General features: G+C 67.1%; 20 protein-coding genes and 2 tRNA genes. 16 read left to right on the top strand and 6 right to left on the bottom strand.

Annotated elements, in window-relative coordinates:
- Positions 1-74 (bottom strand) — tRNA-Gly (locus tag Q0Z66_RS08120).
- Positions 75-195: 121 nt separating this feature from the next.
- Between Q0Z66_RS08120 and Q0Z66_RS08115 the strand changes: the two genes are divergently transcribed.
- The 7 genes from Q0Z66_RS08115 to Q0Z66_RS08085 all read left to right on the top strand — a co-directional run bounded on the left by Q0Z66_RS08115 (position 196) and on the right by Q0Z66_RS08085 (position 6,081).
- Positions 196-272 (top strand) — tRNA-Pro (locus Q0Z66_RS08115).
- Positions 273-330: 58 nt separating this feature from the next.
- Positions 331-1,815: a trigger factor gene (gene tig, locus Q0Z66_RS08110; RefSeq protein ID WP_298040006.1), complete on the top strand. Its 1,485-nt coding sequence runs from the start codon at positions 331-333 to the stop codon at positions 1,813-1,815.
- 29 nt (positions 1,816-1,844) lie between these two features.
- Complete coding sequence (locus Q0Z66_RS08105) at positions 1,845-2,558, top strand: ATP-dependent Clp protease proteolytic subunit (RefSeq protein ID WP_298040005.1); 714 nt, start codon at positions 1,845-1,847, stop codon at positions 2,556-2,558.
- 21 nt (positions 2,559-2,579) lie between these two features.
- Positions 2,580-3,221, top strand: coding sequence for an ATP-dependent Clp protease proteolytic subunit (locus Q0Z66_RS08100; protein ID WP_298040003.1), 642 nt, complete (start codon positions 2,580-2,582; stop codon positions 3,219-3,221).
- 72 nt (positions 3,222-3,293) lie between these two features.
- Positions 3,294-3,956, top strand: coding sequence for a deoxyribose-phosphate aldolase (gene deoC, locus Q0Z66_RS08095; protein WP_298040001.1), 663 nt, complete (start codon positions 3,294-3,296; stop codon positions 3,954-3,956).
- Between the two features lie 97 nt (positions 3,957-4,053).
- A complete protein-coding gene (gene clpX / locus Q0Z66_RS08090; RefSeq protein ID WP_298040000.1) occupies positions 4,054-5,322 on the top strand; it encodes an ATP-dependent Clp protease ATP-binding subunit ClpX in 1,269 nt (422 codons plus the stop codon).
- Positions 5,323-5,337: 15 nt separating this feature from the next.
- Entirely contained in the window at positions 5,338-6,081 is a 744-nt protein-coding gene (locus Q0Z66_RS08085; protein ID WP_298039998.1) for a hypothetical protein, read from the top strand.
- Between the two features lie 26 nt (positions 6,082-6,107).
- On the opposite strand, the gene Q0Z66_RS08080 is transcribed toward Q0Z66_RS08085, so the two are convergent.
- Genes Q0Z66_RS08080 through valS form a run of 3 tightly spaced genes read right to left on the bottom strand, consistent with a single transcriptional unit; the run spans position 6,108 to position 10,968 of the window.
- Positions 6,108-8,150 (bottom strand): M3 family metallopeptidase, encoded by a 2,043-nt coding sequence (locus tag Q0Z66_RS08080; RefSeq protein WP_298039996.1) that lies wholly within the window; start codon positions 8,148-8,150, stop codon positions 6,108-6,110.
- Between the two features lie 26 nt (positions 8,151-8,176).
- On the bottom strand, positions 8,177-8,392 hold the full coding sequence (locus Q0Z66_RS08075; protein ID WP_298039994.1) for a hypothetical protein: 216 nt from the start codon (positions 8,390-8,392) through the stop codon (positions 8,177-8,179).
- On the bottom strand, positions 8,392-10,968 hold the full coding sequence (valS, locus tag Q0Z66_RS08070; RefSeq protein WP_298039992.1) for a valine--tRNA ligase: 2,577 nt from the start codon (positions 10,966-10,968) through the stop codon (positions 8,392-8,394). The genes Q0Z66_RS08075 and valS overlap by 1 nt, the downstream gene beginning before the upstream one ends.
- A 110-nt stretch (positions 10,969-11,078) precedes the next feature.
- On the opposite strand from valS, the gene Q0Z66_RS08065 reads away from it, so the two are divergent.
- The 8 genes from Q0Z66_RS08065 to ndk all read left to right on the top strand — a co-directional run bounded on the left by Q0Z66_RS08065 (position 11,079) and on the right by ndk (position 19,234).
- Positions 11,079-11,231, top strand: a complete 153-nt coding sequence (locus tag Q0Z66_RS08065) for a CopG family transcriptional regulator (protein ID WP_298039989.1) — start codon at positions 11,079-11,081, stop codon at positions 11,229-11,231.
- 2 nt (positions 11,232-11,233) lie between these two features.
- Positions 11,234-11,920 carry a hypothetical protein gene (locus Q0Z66_RS08060; protein ID WP_298039987.1) on the top strand — a complete coding sequence of 229 codons (687 nt, stop codon included), beginning with the start codon at positions 11,234-11,236 and terminating at the stop codon, positions 11,918-11,920.
- Positions 11,920-12,444: a GNAT family protein gene (locus Q0Z66_RS08055; protein ID WP_298039983.1), complete on the top strand. Its 525-nt coding sequence runs from the start codon at positions 11,920-11,922 to the stop codon at positions 12,442-12,444. Before Q0Z66_RS08060 ends, Q0Z66_RS08055 begins: the two co-directional genes overlap by 1 nt.
- Positions 12,445-12,573: 129 nt before the next feature.
- Entirely contained in the window at positions 12,574-13,518 is a 945-nt protein-coding gene (locus tag Q0Z66_RS08050; RefSeq protein WP_298039980.1) for a hypothetical protein, read from the top strand.
- Positions 13,519-13,722: 204 nt separating this feature from the next.
- A complete protein-coding gene (ileS, locus tag Q0Z66_RS08045) occupies positions 13,723-17,076 on the top strand; it encodes an isoleucine--tRNA ligase (protein WP_298039977.1) in 3,354 nt (1,117 codons plus the stop codon).
- Positions 17,069-18,421 (top strand): folylpolyglutamate synthase/dihydrofolate synthase family protein, encoded by a 1,353-nt coding sequence (locus Q0Z66_RS08040; RefSeq protein ID WP_298039975.1) that lies wholly within the window; start codon positions 17,069-17,071, stop codon positions 18,419-18,421. Before ileS ends, Q0Z66_RS08040 begins: the two co-directional genes overlap by 8 nt.
- Positions 18,418-18,819 carry a DUF4233 domain-containing protein gene (locus Q0Z66_RS08035; protein WP_298039972.1) on the top strand — a complete coding sequence of 134 codons (402 nt, stop codon included), beginning with the start codon at positions 18,418-18,420 and terminating at the stop codon, positions 18,817-18,819. Before Q0Z66_RS08040 ends, Q0Z66_RS08035 begins: the two co-directional genes overlap by 4 nt.
- A 1-nt stretch (position 18,820) precedes the next feature.
- The gene (ndk, locus tag Q0Z66_RS08030) at positions 18,821-19,234 is read left to right on the top strand and encodes a nucleoside-diphosphate kinase (protein WP_298039969.1); all 414 of its coding nucleotides are present in this window, start codon (positions 18,821-18,823) and stop codon (positions 19,232-19,234) included.
- An 86-nt stretch (positions 19,235-19,320) separates the two neighbouring features.
- On the opposite strand, the gene Q0Z66_RS08025 is transcribed toward ndk, so the two are convergent.
- Positions 19,321-19,932 (bottom strand): vitamin K epoxide reductase family protein, encoded by a 612-nt coding sequence (locus tag Q0Z66_RS08025; protein ID WP_298039965.1) that lies wholly within the window; start codon positions 19,930-19,932, stop codon positions 19,321-19,323.
- A 280-nt stretch (positions 19,933-20,212) separates the two neighbouring features.
- Here Q0Z66_RS08025 and Q0Z66_RS08020 point away from each other — a divergent pair, with 280 nt between their 5' ends.
- A complete protein-coding gene (locus Q0Z66_RS08020) occupies positions 20,213-22,564 on the top strand; it encodes an Rne/Rng family ribonuclease (protein ID WP_298039961.1) in 2,352 nt (783 codons plus the stop codon).
- On the opposite strand, the gene Q0Z66_RS08015 is transcribed toward Q0Z66_RS08020, so the two are convergent.
- The gene (locus Q0Z66_RS08015) at positions 22,526-22,795 is read right to left on the bottom strand and encodes a DUF4031 domain-containing protein (protein WP_298039959.1); all 270 of its coding nucleotides are present in this window, start codon (positions 22,793-22,795) and stop codon (positions 22,526-22,528) included. The genes Q0Z66_RS08020 and Q0Z66_RS08015 overlap by 39 nt on opposite strands.
- Positions 22,796-22,884: the final 89 nt, after the last annotated feature.

Below are 22,884 nucleotides of genomic sequence, written 5' to 3'. Positions count from 1 at the left end.
TGGAGGGGCTGACGAGAATCGAACTCGCATCATCTGTTTGGAAGACAGAGGCTTTACCACTAAGCTACAGCCCCGAATCCTAAGCCTGAGCCAGGAAACGTGCCCGATGAAAACCGGACTCAATGATCATACCGGACATTCGGAGTGCTCTCGTCCGTTAGACTCGTTGAGGCCGTTCCCGTGCGCGGGGTATAACGGGGCGTAGCTCAGCTTGGTAGAGCGCCCGCTTTGGGAGCGGGAAGTCGCAGGTTCAAATCCTGTCGCCCCGACCAGGGCCCTCAGACCTCAGGCCGCGCCGGAGCGCGGAAACCCAAAGGAGAACATAGAAGCATGGCGAACAGCACCGTTGAGAAGCTGACCCCGACCCGGGTCAAGCTCACCATCACGGTCACCCCGGAAGACCTCAAGCCGAGCATCGAGCACGCCTACGAGCACATCGCTCAGGACGTCCAGATCCCCGGTTTCCGCAAGGGCAAGGTTCCGGCTCCCATCATCGACCAGCGCATGGGTCGCGGCGCCGTCATCGAGCACGCCGTCAACGAGGGCCTCGACAAGTTCTTCCGCGAGGCCGCCGCTGAGCAGAAGATCCGTATCGTCGGCCGTCCGGCTGCTGACATCACGCAGTGGCCCAACGAGAAGGACTTCTCCGGCGACCTGATCGTCGACGTCGAGGTCGACGTGCGCCCCGAGATCGAGATCCCGGCGTTCGACACCGTCACGCTGACGGTCGACGCGCTCGAGGTCGACGAAGCTGCTGTCGACGCCGAGCTCGACAAGCTCCGCGCTCGCTTCGGCACGCTGATCCCCGTCGACCGTCCGGCTGCGAAGGGCGACTTCGTCGAGCTGGACCTCGTCGCGACCATCGACGGCGCAGAGATCGACCGCGCCGAGGGCGTCTCCTACGAGCTCGGCTCGGGCGAGCTGCTCGAGGGCATCGACGACGCCGTCGAGTCGCTCACCGCCGGTGAGGACACCACGTTCCGCTCGAAGCTCGTCGGTGGCGACCACGCCGGTTCCGAGGCAGAGGTCGCGGTCAGCGTCAAGGGCGTCAAGGAGCGCGAGCTCCCCGAGGCCGACGACGACTTCGCGCAGATCGCCAGCGAGTTCGACACGATCGCCGAGCTGCGCGCCAGCCTGACCGAGCGCGTCAACGAGCAGGGCGTCTTCGCCCAGGGCTCGGCCGCACGCGACCAGCTCATCGAGACGCTGCTCGAGAAGATCGAGATCCCCGTCCCGCCGCAGCTGATCGAGGACGAGGTGCACAACCACCTCGAGGGCGAGAACCGCCTCGAGGACGACGAGCACCGCGCCGAGGTGACCGAGGCGAGCGAGAAGCAGTTCCGCACGCAGGTGCTCCTCGACACGATCGCCGAGCAGGCCGATGTCCAGGTGTCGCAGGAGGAGCTCTCGCAGTACCTCATCCAGTCGGCTGCGCAGTACGGCATGGCCCCGCAGGAGTTCGTCCAGGCGCTGCAGTCCTCCAACCAGCTCCCCGCCCTCGTCGGCGAGGTCGCCCGCAACAAGGCTCTGGCCATCGCCCTGGGCAAGGTCAACGTCGTCGACTCGAAGGGTGCGGCCGTCGATCTGTCGAGCCTGCTCGCCGTCGAGGACGACGAGGCCGAGGCCCCGGCCGAGGAGAAGCCCGCGAAGAAGGCTCCGGCGAAGAAGGCCGCCGCCAAGAAGGCGGATGCCGACGAGAAGCCCGCCGCGAAGAAGGCTCCTGCCAAGAAGGCGGATGCTGACGAGAAGCCGGCCGCGAAGAAGCCCGCTGCGAAGAAGGCCCCGGCCAAGAAGGCAGCCGACTCGGCTGAGTGATCGCCCAGCGATACTGATCAAGAAGGCGGATGCTTCGGCATCCGCCTTCTTGCATATGCGGCATTCGATATGCCGACGGCGAACACGGCCGAGGCGCCGCGTGCTCGCCGGTAGATTCGAATCACCGAACACGGAAACAGGAGCGTGAAATGGCTGAACCGCTTGTCGCGACCAGCGTCTTCGACAGACTGCTGAAGGACCGCATCATCTGGCTGGGGTCAGAGGTGCGTGACGAGAACGCCAATGAGATCTGCGCGAAGATTCTTCTTCTCGCCGCAGAGGACTCTGAGAAGGACATCTACCTCTACATCAACTCGCCCGGTGGTTCTATCACCGCAGGCATGGCGATCTACGACACGATGCAGTTTGTTCCGAACGACATCGTCACGGTCGGCATCGGCATGGCGGCCTCCATGGGGCAGCTTCTGCTCACGGCAGGAACCAAGGGCAAGCGCTACATCACCCCGAACGCGCGCGTGCTGCTGCACCAGCCGCACGGCGGATTCGGCGGAACGTCCAGCGACATCCAGACGCAGGCTCAGCTCATCGTCTCGATGAAGAACCGTCTCGCCCAGATCACTGCTGCGCAGACGGGCAAGTCCGTCGAGCAGATCAACGAGGACGGCGACCGCGACCGCTGGTTCACGGCGGAAGAGGCTCTCGACTACGGCTTCGTCGACCACATCCGCGAGTCCGCCACCGACGTCATCGGCGGCGGCGGCACCGACCAGGACAGCAAGTAAGCGGAAAGCGAGAGCCCTCGAATGTACACACCCACCTTCCGCGCTGCCGGCAACATGCCTTCCAGTCGCTACATCCTGCCCCAGTTCGAAGAGCGCACGGCTTACGGCCTCAAGCGTCAGGACCCGTACAACAAGCTGTTCGAAGACCGTGTGATCTTCCTCGGCGTGCAGGTCGATGACGCATCCGCCGATGACGTAATGGCGCAGCTATTGGTTCTGGAGAGCCAGGATGCAGAGCGAGACATCACCATGTATATCAACTCGCCCGGTGGCTCGTTCACGGCTATGACGGCGATCTACGACACCATGCAGTACGTCGCGCCGCAGATCCAGACCGTCGTGCTCGGCCAGGCGGCGTCCGCGGCCTCCGTGCTGCTCGCGGCCGGCGCCCCCGGCAAGCGTCTGGCGCTGCCGAACGCGCGTGTGCTGATCCACCAGCCCGCGGTCGGCGAGTCCGGCCACGGCCAGGCATCGGACATCGAGATCCAGGCTGCGGAGATCCTCCGCATGCGCACCTGGCTCGAGGAGACCATGTCGAAGCACACCGGCCGGCCGGTCGAGCAGATCAACAAGGACATCGATCGCGACAAGATCCTCTCGGCCGCCGAGGCACTCGAGTACGGTCTCGTCGATCAGGTGCTCACCACGCGCAAGCGCGCCTGAACACCTCGCGGGGCGTCGGCATCCACCGGCGCCCCGCGATCCCGCATCCCGCACATCCCAGGAAGAACAGCCATGACCCAGAACCTCGCCCGTTACGCCGACCACACGCTCCTCAAGCCCGAGGCCACGCAGGAAGACGTGCGGGCGACGATCGCCGAAGCCGCGTCGCTGGGGGCTTACAGCGTGTGCCTGTCGCCGTCTGTTCTGCCCGTCGAGGTTCCTGACGCTCTCAAGCTCGCCGTCGTCATCGGGTTCCCCAGCGGAAAGCACCACTCGGCGATCAAGGCCGCTGAGGCGAAGCTCGCAGTCGAGCAGGGCGCTGACGAGCTCGACATGGTGATCGACATCGGAGCGGCTGTTGCAGGGGAGTACTCGCGCGTCGAGGATGACATCCGGGCTGTGCGTGAAGCGGCGCCCGCGCCGACCATCCTCAAGGTGATCATCGAGTCCGCAGCGCTGAGCGACGAGGCGATCGTCGCCGTCAGCCGCGCGGCCGAGGCCGCCGGCGCCGACTTCGTGAAGACGTCGACCGGATTCCACCCCGCGGGCGGTGCGAGCGTGCACGCCGTCGAGCTCATGAAGCAGACCGTCGGTGACCGGCTCGAAGTCAAGGCCTCTGGCGGAATCCGCACGCGCGAGACCGCGGAGCAGATGATCGCGGCCGGTGCCACGCGACTGGGCGTCTCGAGCACGCGATCGATCGTCGAGGATGCCGAGCCGGCTGGCGATTACTGAGCGCCGGGCAGCGTGTCACGACCGCGCAATGCGGCGCAGTGTCCGCGGCCTCGGTTAGGCTCGAAGCAGTCTCTCAGACTCTTCAAGGAGGATGCGCATGGCCCGAATCGGTGAAAGCGCTGACCTGTTCAAGTGCTCTTTCTGCGGAAAGAGCCAGAAGCAGGTGCAGCAGCTGATCGCTGGACCCGGCGTCTACATCTGCGACGAGTGCGTCGAGTTGTGCAACGAGATCATCGAAGAGCGCATGGCGGAGTCGTCCGCCGAGGGAACGGCGGATTTCGAGCTGCCGAAGCCGCGTGAGATCTACGCCTTCCTCGAGGAGTACGTTGTCGGCCAGGAGCAGGCCAAGCGTTCGCTCTCGGTCGCCGTCTACAACCACTACAAGCGCGTTCGCGCACATGGAACGCTTCAGCTGGCCGAGCAGAAGGCCGAAGACGTCGAGATCGCCAAGAGCAACATCCTGATGATCGGTCCGACCGGCTGCGGCAAGACTTACCTGGCGCAGACTCTCGCCAAGCGGCTGAACGTGCCGTTCGCGGTCGCCGACGCCACAGCGCTGACCGAGGCCGGCTATGTCGGCGAAGACGTGGAGAACATTCTCCTCAAGCTCATCCAGGCCGCCGACTACGACGTCAAGCGCGCCGAGCAGGGCATCATATACATCGATGAGATCGACAAGATCGCGCGTAAGGCCGAGAACCCCTCGATCACCCGCGACGTCTCCGGCGAGGGCGTTCAGCAGGCGCTGCTGAAGATCCTCGAGGGAACGGTCGCCTCGGTGCCTCCGCAGGGCGGGCGCAAGCATCCGCACCAGGAGTTCCTGCAGATCGACACCACCAACGTGCTCTTCATCGTCGCCGGTGCATTCGCCGGCCTGGAAGAGATCGTTTCGGCCCGCGTCGGAAAGCACGGGGTCGGTTTCGGCGCCCCGCTGCATGACAAGTCGAAGGACCTCGATCTGTTCAGTGAGGTTCTTCCCGAAGACCTGCACAAGTTCGGTCTGATCCCGGAGTTCATCGGCCGGCTGCCGGTCGTGGCATCCGTCACCCCGCTCGACCAGGACGCCCTGATCGACATCCTCACGGGGCCGCGCAACGCGCTGGTCAAGCAGTATCAGCGCATGTTCGAGCTCGACGGCGTCGAACTCGAGTTCGACGACGATGCGCTGCGCTCTATCGCTGACCTCGCGGTCGAGCGCAAGACGGGAGCACGCGGTCTGCGCGCCATTCTCGAAGACGTACTCGGGCCGATCATGTTCGAGATCCCTTCCGCCGATGACGTGAAGAAGGTCGTTGTCACCCGTGCGTCTGTGGAAGAGGGTGCCGCCCCCACGGTGGTGATGGAGCGCAAACGCAAGAGCGCCTGATGAAAGGAGACTCCGATGACAGAGACGTCTTCGGGGAGCCGGGTGCGCGGATTGCGCCGGGCGGCGATCATCACAGCGATCGTCTCGCTCTCAGCGGCAGCACTGCTCGGGATCGCGATGATCCTCACGGGCGACTGGGCCGACATCAGCTGGCGTGTGATGTCCACAACCGCAGTCGTGGGAGCGTTCAGCATCCTGGTCCTCGCAGATTTGGCGATCGTCGACCGTGAGGTCGGAGGGATCGGATGGACGGGTGCGGGCGTTGCCACGGTCGCAGCGGTGCTCTCGGTCATCGCGATCTGGATCGATACGGGAATCCCCTCATGGATGCTGCGCATCATTCTCGTGACGGCGATCGTTGGCGTCGCCACCGCGGTCGCTTCCCTTCTCCTGCTGCTGGCGAGACGTCGACACAGCGCCGTACGGGTGCTGTTGCCGATAGAACTCGTTCTGATCGGCATCTCCACGCTGATGCTGGTGCTTCCGGCAGCGACAGATGGCGACATCCCGGGGTATCCCGCAGATGGCTATTGGCGGCTGTTCGCGGTGATCATGATCCTTGCGGTGCTCGGTGCCGTCGTACTCCCGGTCGTGGGGCTCATTCTGAAAGCGGGTGAGCCGATTGCTGAGGGCGGGCCGTCACCTCTGTCTCTGGACGTGCCCGGGGACCTCGCGGATCGACTGCGCGCTGAAGCCGCAGCGACCGGCCGCACCGTCGAGGACCTGGCCCTGGAGGCGTTGGCGGAACGATTCCGCTGAGCGTGTGGCAGACGGCTTGAGCCCGCTCAGCCGAGTCCGCGCCGGGCAAGTAGTGGGGCGATGCGCGCATCGCGCCCGCGGAAGTCTCGGTAGGCCTGGAGCGGATCCTTCGAACCGCCGACACCGAGCAATCGGGCACGGAAGCGGTCACCGTTCTCCCGCGTGAGGCCGCCGTTCTCACGGAACCATTCCACGGTGTCCGCATCGAGCACTTCGCTCCAGATGTACGAGTAGTACCCGGCGCTGTATCCGCCGGAGAACACGTGCGCGAAGTACGTCGATGCGTAGCGGGGCGGAACCGCGGGGTTGTCGAGTCCGATCTCGGCGAGCGCCGACGCCTCGAACGCCGCGACGTCATCTGGAGCCGCAGTCACGCGATGCCACGCCTGATCGAGCCAGGCGGCCGCCAGGTATTCGCTCGTCGCATGCCCCTGGTTGAAGGTCGCCGTCGAGCGCAGCCGGTCGAGGGTCGCCACATCCAGCGATTCGCCGGTTTCTTGGTGCCGTGCGTACTCGTCGAGGACCTCGGGCCACAGGATCCACATCTCGTTGACCTGGCTGGGGAACTCGACGAAGTCGCGGAAGACATTGGTGCCGGCGAAGTGGGGGTAGTTCACGGTGGCGAACAGCCCGTGCAGGGCATGACCGAACTCGTGGAAGAGGGTGGTTACCTCGTCCAGCGTGAGCAGTGTCGGTTCGCCGTCGCCGGGACGCGCGACGTTGAGGTTGTTGACGACGACCGGCGCGGTCCCGCGCAGGGCGGACTGACTGACGATCGGGTTCATCCATGCCCCGCCGCGCTTGGAATCACGGGTGTACAGATCGAGGATGAAGAGGCCCAATGCTGAGCTGTCGGGATTGAATACTTCGAAGACGCGGGCGCCCGGGTGATAGGCGAGGAGGTCCTCGCGCTCGGTGAAGGTCACACCGTACAGCTTCGTCGCGGCCGCGAAGACTCCGTCGCGAAGAACGCGCTCGGCCTCGAACCAGGGGCGCAGCGCGGCCGTGTCGATGTCGTACTCGGCAGCACGGACCTTCTCGGTGTAGAAGGCCCAGTCGTGCGCTTCGAGAGGGAAGGGCTCGGTCTCGGTCTTGTCGATGATCGCCTGCAACGCCCGCTGCTCGGCGCGTGCGTTCGCTGCGGCGGCCGGGGCGAGTCGGCGCAGCAGATCGGCGACGGCCTCCGGTGTGCCCGCGGTCTCATCAGCCGTGATGTAGGCCGCGTGCGATTCATAGCCCAGCAGGGCCGCCCTCTCGGCGCGCAGCGCGACGATCTCGGTGAGCACGGGGCGATTGTCGTTGGCGCCGTCGCGGGCGCCGCGCGCCCGGGAGGCCTCCAAGATGCGCCGACGGCTTTCGCGAACGGTCAGCGAGGCGAGATACGGATGCCCCGTGAACAGGGGGAGGGTGATCAGGTATCCCGACTCGTGCCCGCGGTCGCGCGCGGCGCGGGCCGCGGCGGACAGCTCACCCGACCCGAGCCCGTCGAGCTCCTCCGCGGTCTCGAAGAGCACCGCGAGATCGTTCGTGTCGGCGAGGAGGTTCTTCTCGAACGTCGTGGTCAGGGCTGACAGGCGCTGATTCAGAGCTGTCAGGGACTCCTTCGCTTCAGCATCCAGTGCGGCGCCGGCATGCGTCATCTCACGGAAATGCCGTTCTACAAGATAACGGCTCTCGGGATCGAGACCGAGGGCATCGAGCTGGTCATGCAGGGTCTTCACCCGCCAGTACAGCTGCGCGTCCAGACGAATCGCATCGTCATGAGCGGCCATGAGAGGAGCGAGCTCCTCATCGATGGCCTGGATCTCTGCCGTGGCATCCGCGGAGCTCACCGTGTAAAAGGTGTGGGCGACCGATTCGAGCAGGGCGCCGGACTGCTCGAGCGGGATCATCGTGTTCTCGAAGGTCGGCATCGAGCGCACCCGGGTGATCGCCTGGATCTCGGCGAGATGACGGGTGAACGCCTCCTGGAAAGCCGGGAGGTAGTGTTCGGGCTCGATCGCCGCATAGTCCGGAAGGGCGTACGGCAGCTCAGACGGCGCGAGCAGCGGGTTCACAGCATCGGTCATGATCTGAGCCTACGGCGGTGAGAGGATCAGTCCTCGAACTCGCGGGCGATGATCTCGCCTGAGGCGTCTTGGAAGACTTCCCAACCGGCGTCGAGCTCGGCTATGGGGCGGCCCTCCAGCCACGTGAGGGTCCAATACCCCGACATGCCCCGCGCCTCGACCTCAGAGATCGCCGGGCGCAGGGCCGCGGGGACGGATGCCGGAGCATCCGTTCCCGCGGCCCAACGCGTACCGAGCTGCATCAGCCCTCCTCGACCTCGGCGAGTTCGATCTCGGTGACGGCGAGCTCGTCGCCGGTCACGATCTCGAGCTCGGCGATGCGGCCGACGGCGCTGAGGTCGCCGGCCGCAGCGCGGAGAGCCTCGATCGCGTCAGCCGGAGCGGCGATCACGGCGCGAGCGACAGGCGTCTTCTGCGAGGCCTTGGCCTCGGTCTTCGCCCGGCGGATGCCGATGAGGGCTGCGCTGGCGGCGGTGAGCACCGAGGCGTCGCCACCGGCGAGGTCTCCCGCGGTCGGCCATGCGGCAGTGTGCACGGAGCCCTCTTCGAACCAGCTCCACGCCTCTTCCGTGGCGAAGGAGACGACCGGGGCCAGAAGGCGCAGCAGCGTCGACAGGGCGATGCGCAGAGCCAGGGCGGCGGAGGGCTGTCCGACGTCGGTCTGGTCGTAGGCGCGCTCCTTGACGAGCTCGAGGTAGTCGTCGCAGAACGTCCAGAAGAACGACTCGGTGATCTCCAGTGCCCGTGCGTGGTCGAAAGCGTCGAAAGCGGCGGTCGCATCGGCGACGACCGTGTCGAGCGCCGCGAGCATCGAGGCGTCCAGCGCGTGGGTGACTTCTGCGTTCTCCGGAACGGGGAACGAGAGAACGAACTTCGCAGCATTGAGGATCTTGATCGCCAGGCGGCGGCCGATCTTCATCTGCGTCGGGTTCTGCGGGTCGAATGCGGCGTCGACGCCGAGGCGGCTGGAGGCCGCCCAGTAGCGCACAGCATCCGAACCGTGCTTGTCGAGAATGTCGGCCGGGGTGACGACATTGCCCTTCGACTTCGACATCTTCTTGCGGTCGGGGTCGACGATGAAGCCGGAGATCGACGTGTGCTTCCACGGCGAGCGCGCATCCTCGAGGGTCGAGCGCAGCATGGTCGAGAACAGCCAGGTGCGGATGATGTCCTGGCCCTGCGGGCGCACATCGAACGGGGCGACGAGGTTCCACAGCTCCTCATCGCGCTGCCAGCCGCCGGCCAGCTGCGGCGTCAGAGAAGACGTCGCCCAGGTGTCGAGGATGTCGACCTCGGCCTCGAAGCCGCCGGCCTGTCCGCGCTGCTCGGCCGTGTACCCGGCGGGGACGTCGATCGTCGGGTCGACGGGAAGCTGCTCGGGGGAGGCGACGATGACGCGGTCGTAATCGCGCTCGCCGTTCTCGTCGAGGCCGTACCAGACGGGGATCGGCACGCCGAAGAAGCGCTGACGCGAGACGAGCCAGTCGCCGGTGAGACCGCCGACCCAGTTCTCGTAGCGGACGCGCATGAAGTCGGGGTGCCACTGCAGCTGCTTGCCGTGGGCGATGAGCTGCTCGCGCAGTTCGGCGTCGCGGGCGCCGTTGCGGATGTACCACTGGCGGGTCGAGACGATCTCGAGCGGGCGGTCGCCCTTCTCGAAGTACTTCACGGCGTGGTTGAAGGGCTTGGAGACCTCCAGCAGCTCGCCGGACTCCTCGAGCAGCTCGGCGATGCGCTTCTTGGCGCTGAAGACGGTCTTGCCGGCGAGCTCGGCGTAGGCGGCCTTGCCGGTCTCCGACACGATCGCCTCGGGGGCCTCGGCCATCACCCGGCCGTCGAGGCCGAGGATCGTGCGGTTGGGCAGGTCGAGCTCGCGCCACCAGACCATGTCGGTCACGTCGCCGAAGGTGCAGACCATCGCGATTCCGGAGCCCTTGTCCTGCTGGGCGAGGTGGTGGGCGAGCACCGGGACCTCGACGTCGAACAGCGGCGAGCGCACGGTCGAGCCGAAGTAGGGCTGGTAGCGCTCGTCGTCGGGGTGGGCGACGAGGGCGACGCAGGCGGGGAGGAGCTCGGGGCGGGTCGTCTCGATGAGGATGTCGCCGGAGCCGTCGGTCTTGTGGAAGGCGAGGCGGTGGTACGCGGCCTGCTGCTCACGGTCCTCGAGCTCGGCCTGCGCGATGGCGGAGCGGAAGTCGACGTCCCACAGGGTGGGGGCGAGGGCCTGGTAGGCCTCGCCGCGCTCGTGGTTGCGGACGAAGCCGAGCTGGCTCTGGCGCATCGACTCGTCGGAGATGGTGCGGTAGGTCTGGGTCCAATCGACGCTGAGGCCGAGCTGGCGGAAGACGTCCTCGAACTGCTTCTCGTCCTCGACGGTGAGACGCTCGCACAGCTCGATGAAGTTGCGGCGGCTGATGGGCTGCTGGTCCGCGGCCTTCAGGCTCTTCGCGTTGCCCTCGAACGGGGGGACGAAGTCGGCGTCGTAGGGGAGGGCCGGGTCGACGCGCACGCCGTAGAAGTTCTGCACGCGCCGCTCGGTGGGCAGGCCGTTGTCGTCCCACCCGATCGGGTAGAAGACGTTCTTGCCGCGCATGCGCTCGTAGCGGGCCTTGACGTCGGTGTGCGTGTACGAGAACACGTGACCGATGTGGAGGGAGCCGGATGCTGTGGGCGGGGGCGTGTCGATCGAGTAGACGCCGGCACGGCCGAGCTCAGCGGCGCGGATCCGGTCGAACAGGTACGTGCCGTGCTCGCTCCAGACGCCGTCCCACTTGGCTTCGAGACCTTCGAGTGCGGGCTTGTCGGGGATTGCTGACATGGAGGTCTCCTTGCGCGATGTATGCGGCACTGTGTGAGCGTGCCTGAGTGTGGGATGTCGGGCCAGTCTACCCGGGCGCCCCGGAGAACGTGGCATGTTAGATTGCTAGCATGCAAGCATCGGATGCCGCGGACAAGAAGGTGCAGTTCAACGTCTACCTGCCACCGGATCTCGTCCGCGCCGTCAAGCACCGCGCGATCGATGAGGGCACGAGCCTGTCCGCACTCGTCGAGAGTGCTCTGCGTCACCACCTGGAGAAATGAACATGACCGTCGTGCAGCAGATCCTGTACACCGGCGAGCCCAGAAGCTGGTGGCGTCTCGCTGATGCCCTCGGCTTGGTCGCCCCCGTCGAACCGGATGCCGAATGGGCCGAGTTCCACGGCGACGGTGTGCTCGCCATCCACCCCGTCACGCCGGAGCACGCCGCCGGCGATGTCGACATCCACCTCATCGTCGCCGATCTGGATGCCGCGGCATCCGCTCTTGACGCCTTCGACACCGAGACGCTCACGATGGACGGCATCGGAGAGATGATCGTCGTCCACGCGGCATCAGGCATCTCGATCTCCGTCTCCGACGGTGCAGCCCAGCGCGGGGTCGGCCGAATCGCCGTGCAGCCCCTGTGGTTCCAACAAGACCTGACCGAACCGCGGGCGATCCTCGAAGCCCTCGGGTTCCGCACCGGTATCCAGGCCGATAGCGGCGGATGGGCCGAGATGCTCTGCGACGGGGGAGTCATCGGCCTGCACATGGGAGAGCCGAGAATCGGACTGTCCTTCGAAGCCCGCGGAGACCTCGACGCGCTCGCCGCATCACTGCGGGGAGCCGGGATCGCGGCATCCATCGTCGACGAGGCGTTCACCCGCACGATCCGACTTCCCGACCCCGACGGCGGCGACGACGTCTGGATCAACGGCGTCCAGCACGACCTGCACGGCTACCACCGCTGATGGTCTTCGAACGCGACCTCGGGGACGGCCTCACCCTCGCGCTGAGAACACCTGTCCTCGCGCACACGGTGCACGCACTCGCCGCGGCGAACCTCGACCGGCTCAAGCTCTGGGAACCGTGGGCGCATGCCTTCGACCCCTCAGGGCCCGACGAGACCTGGGACCGGATGCAACTGCAGGAGTACATCGACAAGACCGCCATCCCCACCGTCGTCATGCGCAACGGGCGTCCCCTCGGAGCGGTTTCCGCGCGCATAGACCGCTACACCGGGACGGGCAGCATCGGATACTGGCTCGACGCCGCAGCCGAGGGGCAGGGCATCGCGCAGAGGGCCTGCCGCACGCTCATCGACGACATGCTCTCCGACGGCATCGCCCGTGTCGAGATCCGCACCGCAGCGCACAACGCCCGCAGCATCCGCCTCGCCGAACGCCTCGGCTTCGAGCGCGAGGGAACCCTCCGCAGCGCCCTGCCGGTGGGCGACGAGCGTCACGACCTCGCGGTGTACGGACTGGTCGCGTAGCCGCTTCCCGCGCTCGGAGATCGGAGATCGGAGATCGGAGCGATTCTCTCCAGGATGTCCGCACCGTACGCCATGATGTGTGCGGTGCGATGAGACGGAGGCCCCGTGGCGAGAAGGACCGATTCGACGATGACCGGGTGGGTGCTCTGGTTCGTGATCGTGGTGATGATCGCGATCCCGAGGCTGCTGTTCCGTCACGTCGCGCGACCGCTCTGGCGCGCCTGGAGCCGAATCTGGGACTGCCAGTCGCCCGCGGCCGCACGCTCGGCGCTGCTCATGCGCGTGCGGGATCTCCTCGCGATCGTGGCGCTGCTCGCCGCACACGGCATCTGGCGCTGGGGGTCGATCTCCGTGACCGACGAGATCAATGCGGGAGTCTCCGACCGCCTGCGGACCTTCGGGCTGCTGCTGATGGTCGTGTGCATCGTCGCCACCGTGTTCATCGCCATGGCCCGGCGCGGGCACCGGCTGGAGACGGCTGCGCTCATGCTCATCCCGCTGTGGATCATCATCACGCTGGCACTGGTCGTGATCCTCGCCCTCGTCCTGTTCCTTCCGCAGGGGCCGGGGGCGGCGCTCGTCGGCTGGCTGGACGGAACGCTGATCTGGACAGAGGGTGGATCGTCCTCGCTCAACATCCTGTACGCGCTGTGGCAGGCGGTGAAGGTGATCGGCGGGGTGCTGATCGTCGTATCGCTGGCGACCACCGCCGTCGCCGCCCTCGTGATGTGCGTGAGATCAATGTTCCGGGCGCGGGACGCGCATCCGCTCATGGAACCGGTCGTCGCCATCGCGCTCGCGATCATCGTCCTTGCCTTCGGCGTGACCGAATGGACCTCCGTCGACCCGGCCTTCCCCTGGTGGGTGGCGATCATCCTCACCTTCGTCGGTCCCCTCGTCGTCATCGCCCTGAGCGCGCTGCAGATCGCCGAACTCCGCGAAGCCGGTCATCGATTCCGGTCGCCCACTGCCCGCGCGTGCGACGACGTGATCTCCGCACGCGCGCTGCAGCTGTTCGAAGGCGTCGCAGGGCTGGGGTCCCGCGCGTTCCCTCAGCGCAGGAGCGCGGGGTAGAATCAACCCACACGCATCGATCCGGCATCACCGGGGAGCACTCGGAAGAACAGCCCTCGGGCCCAGTAGAACCGAGCGGGGCAGGCCCGTCATCGCCGCAGTGAGAGTGGATGCTCCCTCGACAGGGGAGGATCACGCGAGGTGGTACCGCGGCCCGGGAGGGTCGTCCTCGCAAGACGCCCACGACGACCACTGCGAGATGCGATGACCTACCCCCGCGAATCAGCCTTCGGCCCCGCCGCCTCCGTTCCCGCGAGCCCGCGCTTCCCCCAGATCGAGCAGGAGATCCTCGAGTTCTGGAAGAGCGACGACACCTTCCGCGCGTCGATCGACCAGCGCGAGGGCTCGGACGAGTGGGTCTTCTACGACGGCCCGCCGTTCGCCAACGGCCTGCCGCACTACGGGCACCTCCTCACCGGCTACGCGAAGGACCTGTTCCCGCGCTTCCAGACCATGCGCGGCAAGAAGGTCGACCGCGTGTTCGGCTGGGACACCCACGGCCTGCCCGCGGAGCTCGAGGCGATGAAGCAGCTCGGCATCACCGAGAAGGCCGAGATCGAGTCGATGGGCATCGACGTCTTCAACGACAAGGCCCGCAGCTCCGTCCTCGCCTACACCGAGGAGTGGAAGGCGTACGTCACCCGCCAAGCCCGCTGGGTCGACTTCGACCGCGGATACAAGACGCTCGACCTCGGCTACATGGAGAGCGTCCTGTGGGCGTTCAAAACCCTCTACGACAAGGGCCTCGCCTACGAGGGCCACCGCGTTCTGCCGTACTGCTGGCGCGACGAGACCCCGCTGAGCGCGCACGAGCTGCGCATGGACGACGACGTGTACCAGATGCGTCAGGACCCCTCCGTGACCGTCACGTTCCCGCTGACCGGCGCGAAGGCCGAGGCCCTCGGCCTCACTGGCGTGCGCGCCCTCGCCTGGACGACCACCCCGTGGACGCTGCCCACGAACCTCGCCCTCGCCGTCGGACCCGAGATCGCCTACGCCGTGCTGCCCGCCGGCCCGAACGGCGCCGCCGACGTGCACAACGCCGGTGAGACCGTTGAAGCATCCTCGCACCGCTACCTGCTCGCGCAGGACCTCGTGGCCGCGCACGCGAAGGAGCTCGGCTACGAATCGGCCGAGGATGCGCTCGCCGCAGTGGAGCGCGCCGTCGCCGGTGCGGAGCTCGCGGACGTCACCTACGACCGTCTCTTCGACTACTACGCGGATGCCGAGACCTACGGCACCGAGAACGCCTGGCGCATCCTCGTCGACGCCTACGTCACCACCACCGACGGCACCGGAATCGTGCACCAGGCCCCGGCATACGGTGAGGACGACCAGCGCGTGGCCGGTGCCGCCGGCATCCCGACGATCCTCTCGCTCGACGAGGGCGGCAAGTTCCTGCCGAACGTCACCGATGTCGCGGGCGAGCTGTGGATGGACGCGAACCGTCCGCTCATCCGCCTGCTCAAGGAACAGGGGCGCCTCCTGCGCGAGGCCAGCTACGAGCACAGCTACCCGCACTGCTGGCGGTGCCGCAACCCCCTGATCTACAAGGCCGTGTCGAGCTGGTTCATCCGCGTGACCGACATCAAGGACGACATGCTCGCGAACAACGAGCAGATCACCTGGGTGCCCGAGAACGTCAAGGACGGCCAGTTCGGCAAGTGGCTCGAGGGCGCCCGCGACTGGTCGATCAGCCGCAACCGCTACTGGGGGTCGCCGATCCCGGTGTGGAAGAGCGACGACCCCGAGTACCCGCGCGTCGACACCTACGGCTCGCTCGAGGAGATGGAGCGCGACTTCGGCACGCTGCCGCGCAACCCCGAGGGCGAGATCGACCTGCACCGCCCGTACATCGACGATCTGACGCGCCCGAACCCGGACGACCCCACGGGCAAGAGCACCATGCGCCGCATCGAGGACGTCTTCGACGTCTGGTTCGACTCCGGCTCGATGCCCTACGCGCAGGTGCACTACCCGTTCGAGAACCAGGAGTGGTTCGACTCGCACGCGCCGGCGGACTTCATCGTCGAGTACATCGGTCAGACCCGCGGCTGGTTCTACGTGATGCACGTGCTCTCGACCGCGCTGTTCGACCGCCCGGCGTTCACCGGCGTCAGCTGCCACGGCATCGTGCTCGGCAACGACGGCTACAAGATGTCGAAGTCGCTGCGCAACTACCCCGATGTCTCCGAGGTGCTCGACCGCGACGGTTCCGACGCGATGCGCTGGTTCCTCATGTCGAGCTCGGTGCTGCGCGGCGGCAACCTCGCCGTCACCGAGGAGGGCATTCGCTCGGGCGTGCGCGAGTTCCTGCTGCCGCTGTGGAGCTCGTGGTACTTCTTCTCGACCTACGCCAACGCGGCGGGCGAGAACGGCTACACCGCCACCTGGCGCACCGACTCCACCGATGTGCTCGACCGCTACATCCTGGCCCGCCTCGGCGAGCTCGTGCGGGATGTGGCATCCGACCTCGAAGGACTCGACTCGACCACGGCATCCGCTCGTCTGCGCGACTTCGCCGAGGTGCTGACCAACTGGTACATCCGTCGTTCGCGCGACCGCTTCTGGGGCGACGTGACGGATGACGCGAAGAGCGCCGAGGCGTTCGACACGCTCTACACGGTGCTCGAGACGCTCACGCGCGTCGCGGCGCCGCTGGTGCCGCTCGTCAGCGAGCGCATCTGGCAGGGCCTCACCGGCGGACGCAGCGTGCACCTGACCGACTGGCCGGATGCTGCGGCGTTCCCCGCCGCGGAGGACATCCGCGAGGCGATGGATGCCGTGCGCGAGCTCTCCAGTGTCGGCAACGCGCTGCGCAAGAAGGAGAAGCTGCGCGTGCGCCTGCCACTGCAGCGCTTCAGCGTCGTCTCGCCGCTGGCGGATTCGCTCGGCCAGTTCGAGGACATCCTCCGCGAGGAGCTCAACGTCAAGCAGGTCGAGCTCGTGGCGCTCACCGACTCGGCCGCCGCCGAATACGGCATCAGCCACCGCCTGAGCGTCAACGCCCGCGCCGCGGGCCCGCGCCTGGGCAAGAACGTGCAGACCGTCATCAAGGCCGCGAAGTCCGGCGACTGGTCCGAGACCGACGGCGTCGTCACCGCCGGTGGCATCGCTCTCGAGTCGCACGAGTACGAGCTGGCGCTGGAGACCTCGGGCCGCCCCGAGGGCGAGGCGCTCGCGATCGTCCCATCCGGCGGCTTCGTGCTGCTCGACACCACGACGACGCCCGAGCTCGAGGCCGAGGGCATGGCGCGCGACGCGATCCGCGTCGTGCAGGAGGCGCGCAAGAACGCCGATCTCGATGTCAGCGATCGGATCGTCCTCACGCTCGAGGTGTCCGCGGAGAACGCCGAGGCACTCCTCCCGCACGGTGACTTCATCGCCGCCGAGACTCTGGCCACCAGCTGGGCGGTGGGCATCGCGGAAGACATCGAGGCGCTCGTCGACACGGCAGCCGGCAGCGGAAGCATCTTCCGCAGCGGAGCCCGCGCGCTCGGCTCGGACAAGTCGCCGATCGTGGTGTCCTTCGAGAGCAAGGGGGCGTCGAATGTCTGACGTCGAACGCGCCGACGCCGTGTACGAGGCGCTGCTCGCCCGGGCGGGGGAGGGATGGGTGCAGCCCCGCAAGGAGCGCACCGCGCGGATCCTCGAGTTCCTCGGCGACCCGCAGAAGAACTACCGGGTCGTGCACATCACCGGCACGAACGGCAAGACATCCACGGCACGGATGATCGAGAGCCTGCTGCGCGCCCACGGTCTGCGCACCGGCCTGTTCACGAGCCCGCACCTCGAGCGCTTCACCGAGCGGATCATGATCGATGGCGAGCCCATCGCGGATGCCGCGATCGCCGACGCGTGGGATGAGATCTCGCCGTTCGTCACGTTCGTGGACGCCGAGCTGGAGGCGACGGGGGAGGCTCCGCTGACCTTCTTCGAACTGCTCACGGTGCTCGCCTTCGTGGGTGCTTCGGACGCGCCCGTCGACGTGCTGGTGCTCGAGGTCGGGATGGGCGGCGAGTGGGACTCGACGAACACCGCCGATGGTGATGTGGCCGTGTTCGCTCCGATCGCGATCGATCATGCCGATCGTCTCGGCGACACGCTGGAGAAGATCGCCACTGTCAAGGCGGGCATCATCAAGGAGGGTGCCGCCGTCGTCTCCGCCCAGCAGCCGGCCGAGGTCGCCGAGGTGCTACGCCGGGTCGCCGCCGAGAAGGACGCGACGATCGCTTTCGAGGGCGAGGAGTTCGGCCTCGCCGAGCAGAAGCTCGCCGTGGGCGGTCAGCTGTTGACGATCCGAGGGATCGCAGGTCACTACGTCGAGGAATATCTGCCGCTGTACGGCGCGCACCAAGGGCACAACGCGGCTCTCGCCGTCGCCGCGGTCGAGTCGCTCATCGGCGCCGGGTCCCAGGCGATCTCCGGCGAGATCATCACCGACGGCCTGCAGGGGGCGACCTCGCCCGGACGTCTGCAGCTGCTCGGCATCGCGCCGACCGTCGTCGTCGACGCCGCGCACAACCCGCACGGCGCGAAGGCGCTCGCCCAGTCTTTGGACGATAGCTTCGACTTCGATGAGTGGGGCCTCGTGCTCGGTGTGCTCTCCGACAAGGATGGTGTGGGCATCGTCGCCGAGCTCGCTCCGGCATCCGCCCACATCTTCGCCACCGAGCCGACATCCGAGCGTGCAGGCGATGCCGATGCGCTGGCCGACATCATCGAGGCGGCGGGTCACCGGGTGACGGTTCTTCCCGCGCTGGCGGATGCTGCGGACGCGGCGCGCGAGTGGGCGGCGTCGTCGGATCGCCGCGCCGTCGTCATCGCCGGTTCCATCGTGCTTGCCGGTGAGGCCATCGCCCTTGCAGAGGAAGAGGACTGGAAATCGGGGTGGCGCGCATGAGCCGTCCGCAGCGCACCCTCGTGCAGAAGCTCGCTCCCATCGTGCTCGGCTTCGAAGCGGTGGTCGTCATTCTCGTCGGCTTCACGATCTTCGGCCTGGGTCGCCTGCCCGGCGATATCCCGCAGTGGTGGGCGATCGTCGGCGGAGCCGTCGTCGCGATCCTCATGATCGCGCTCGCGGGCATGATCACCAAGCCGTGGGCGATCGGCGCCGGATGGGCTCTGCAGGCGGTCGTCGCACTGTCGGCGATCCTCGTGCCCGCCATCCTGCTCGTCGTCGTGGTTTTCGGCGGCATGTGGGGATATGCGACGATCATGGGGGCCCGGTTGGACGCACGACGTCCCGCCGCCACGGACCAGATTCCTTCCGATAACGACACTCACACAGAGAGCGACTGACATGGCCACCGAAGAAACCCTCGTCCTCGTCAAGCCCGACGGCGTCGCCCGCGGCCTCACCGGCAGCATCCTCGCCCGCATCGAGGCGAAGGGCTACTCGCTCGTCGACCTGCGTCTCGTCGAGCCCGACCGCGACCGCCTCGCCGCCCACTACGCCGAGCACGAGGGCAAGCCCTTCTACGAGCCGCTCATGGAGTTCATGATGTCCGGCCCGTCCGTGGCGATCCGCCTGGCCGGCAACCGCGTCATCGAGGGCTTCCGCTCGCTGGCCGGCACGACCGACCCGACGACAGCGGCTCCGGGAACCATCCGTGGCGACCTCGGCCGCGACTGGGGACTGGCCGTTCAGCAGAACCTCGTGCACGGCTCCGACAGCACCGAGTCCGCTCAGCGCGAGCTCTCGATCTGGTTCTGACACGAAGCGGATCCGAATACGGCGAAGCCCGCCGGCCTCCTCTCCAGGAGCCGGCGGGCTTCGCCGTTCATGTCGTGAGGTCTGGCTCAGAAGAGGATTCGGGCCATCTCGCCGAGGAAGTCGATGCCCTTGAGGTGGGCCATCATGATGATGACGGCGTAGGCGAGGATCGTCGCGAGCGGCACCCAGGCCATCAGAGCGGATCCTGCTGCCCGGGCCTTCGCGGACCGCGTGAATGTTCCGTTGCGCAGCAGGTGCAACATCGTGGCGAAGAACGTCGGGATGGTCACGGCCCACGTCACCATGCACCATGGGCAGAGCACGATCAGCTCGTAGATGCTCTGCGAGATGAGCCAGCACACGAAGCCGAAGGCGAACGTGATGCCCGCACCGAAGGCGGCCCAGAACCAGCGCGGGAAGCGAGCGCCCGAGAGCAGGGCAACACCGACGACGAGCACGGCCATCCAGCCGGTCAGCCCGATCAGCGGGTTGGGGAAGCCGAAGGCCGAGCCCTGCCAGGAGTTGAGGTTCACACCGCACTGGATGAATGCGCTCAGGTCGCAGCTGAGCGAGGCATCCGGGTTCTCCAGGAGGTGAAACTTCTCGACGGTGAGCTGGAAAGCAGCCCACCAGCCGACGAGGCTCGCGATGATCAGCCAGACGGCGTAGATGACGGGGCGGGTGCGCTGCTCGCTCATGCAGCGATTATCGCAGTGAGCGCTATGGATGCGGCGTGAACAGGACCGGGAAAACGCGAGACGGTCACGAGAATGCCGCGAACCCGGGCACATGGTGCGATAATGACCTGTGATGCACTGCGCGGCACTTTCGCGCAACGCATCGTCGCAGACTTCGGGGCCCATGCCCCTCGTGACCAGAGCCATGAGCCGGTCGCACACCGAGTGAGTTCGCGGCACCTGCGGGTGTCGCATGAGATTTCGCGGCGCACCAGGTGCCCGCGCAGGGAGCTAGCCAGAGATGGCCTCAGAGAACAATGACACCAACACCCCCACTCCCGATGCCGTCTCGGAGGCGCCGTTGAACGCGGACGTCGCCGAGATCGAGACGGAGCAGACAGTCACCGAGGCGATGGACGCCCCGGAATCGGATGTTCCGGCGGAGGCGCGGGTCGAGGAATCCGCCGAGGCCGAGCAGGAGGCGCCGGCGCCGGTCGTGGATGAGCGCCCCGAGACGACTCCCGCCTCCGAGACTCAGGTCGCGGTGCCGTTGACGGCGGTCGGTCTGGGACTGCTTCCCGAGGTTTTCGTCTCGCAGGTCTCGACGCAACTGCACTTCTATGCTCCGGAGCTCGAGCTGCTCCCGGCTCGTCCGGGGCGCGCTCGCGACGACTCCCACGACGCGGAGGACGACTCCTCGTCGTCGCGTCGGGGGCGGCGTCGTCGCGGGGGGAGCGACGACAGCGACGGCCAGCGCGAAGAGCCGCGCCAGCGCCAGCGCGTCGTCGAGTACATCACCGAGCCGAAGGCCATCAAGGGTTCGACGCGTCTCGAGGCGAAGAAGCAGCGTCGCCGCGACGGCCGTGACGCCGGTCGCCGTCGTCCCGTCGTCACCGAGGCGGAGTTCCTCGCACGCCGCGAGTCCGTCGACCGCAAGATGGTCGTCCGCTCGAAGAACGGTCGTACGCAGATCGGTGTCCTCGAGGATGCCGTGCTCGTCGAGCACTACGTCGCCCGCAATCAGGATGCCTCGCTCATCGGCAACGTCTACCTCGGGCGCGTGCAGAACGTGCTACCGAGCATGGAGGCGGCCTTCGTCGACATCGGCCGCGGACGCAACGCCGTCCTGTACTCGGGCGAGGTCGACTGGGACGGCGTCGAGACCGGCAACCAGCCCCGCCGCATCGAGCTGGCCCTCAAGCCCGGCGACCGCGTTCTCGTGCAGGTCACCAAGGACCCGGTCGGACACAAGGGTGCCCGCCTCACGAGCCAGATCTCGCTTCCGGGGCGCTACCTCGTTTATGTGCCCGGCGGATCCATGAACGGCATCAGCCGCAAGCTCCCCGATAACGAGCGCGCGCGACTCAAGCGCATCCTCAAGGAAGTGCTTCCCGAGTCCAGCGGCGTCATCGTCCGCACGGCGGCCGAGGGGGCCACCGAGGAGCAGCTGACGCGCGATGTGCAGCGCCTGACCTCGCAGTGGGAGCACATCCAGAAGCAGGTCGAGAGCCAGCAGGCCCCCGCTCTGCTGCATGCCGAACCCGACCTCCTGGTCAAGATCGTCCGTGATGTCTTCAACGAGGACTTCACGAAGATGCTCATCCAGGGCGAGGAATCGCAGCGCACGATCCGGGCCTACCTCGAGAGCGTCGCCCCCGATCTCCTCGAGCGTGTCGAGTCCTACGAGGACGACGTCGACCCGTTCGACGCCTTCCGCATCACGGAGCAGATCGAGAAGGCTCTCGACCGTAAGGTCTGGCTGCCCTCCGGCGGTTCTCTCGTCATCGACCGCACCGAGGCGATGACCGTCGTCGATGTCAACACCGGCAAGTTCGTCGGCTCTGGCGGCAACCTCGAAGAGACGGTCACGAAGAACAACCTCGAGGCTGCCGAGGAGATCGTCCGCCAGCTGCGCCTGCGCGACATCGGCGGCATCATCGTCGTGGACTTCATCGACATGGTGCTCGAGTCCAACCGCGATCTCGTGTTGCGCCGTCTGATCGAATGCCTCAGCCGTGACCGCACGAAGCACCAGGTCGCCGAGGTGACCTCGCTCGGCCTCGTGCAGATGACCCGCAAGAAGCTGGGACTCGGCCTGCTCGAGACGTTCAGCGAAGCGTGCGAGGTCTGCGCCGGGCGCGGCGTCATCGTGCACCACGATCCGGTCGTCAAGCACCGTTCGAACACGAACAGCGGCGGTCAGTCGAACAACCGCCGTCAGCGCGGCGGGAACGGCAACAGCAACGGCGGCAGCGGCAACTCCGGAAACAGCGCTCAGAACACCGCCGCACCGGCCGCAGCGCCGGTGGCCCACAGCATCCCGGAGGGGGCGAAGTCGGCGCTCGCGCAGATCGCGGCCTCGACGCTCGTGCCCACCGGGGATGAAGCGACCCTCCTCCCGATCGAGGTCGATGCACCGGTTGCACCGGAGCGCCCCAAGAAGCAGCGCAAGAAGCGGTCTTCCGATCGCAACAAGGCGCCGAAGACGCCTGCGGAGCAGATGCTCGACTCCGTCCTCGATGCACTGCCGGAGCCGAAGGCTCCCGGTCAGGGGCGCAACCGTCGCCGGGTCACGACAGCCGCTCTCACCGGAACGCCGGTGTCCGTGAACTCGTCAACGGCGCCGGTCGCGGGCGGGGACGCGCAGTCCTGACGCGATCAGACGACGCGTGAGCTCCTTGCCGCCGACGTGCACAGCGCCGGCGGCGATGAGGCGGGGGAGCGCGTCTTCCGGTGCGTCGTAATGGTCGAGGTCGAATGCGCGCCGCGGCAGGCCCGTGGCGTGTGCGAATGCATGCAGCTCCTCCAGGGAGCTGTCGCTGACCACGTGGGCCCACAGGCGCCCGTGAGCGGGCCAGATGGGGTCATCGATCAGAATGGTCACCCCCAGATCCTACGATCGCGCGACACGGCTCCGGCTCGCTTTGCGAGACGGCTTCCGATCCGGTAAAGTTGTCCCTTGGTGCGTGAGCT

The sequence above is a fragment of the uncultured Microbacterium sp. genome, from assembly GCF_947632095.1.
In the GTDB taxonomy this organism is placed as follows: domain Bacteria; phylum Actinomycetota; class Actinomycetes; order Actinomycetales; family Microbacteriaceae; genus Microbacterium.
This window is presented reverse-complemented; position numbering and strand designations above follow the sequence as displayed.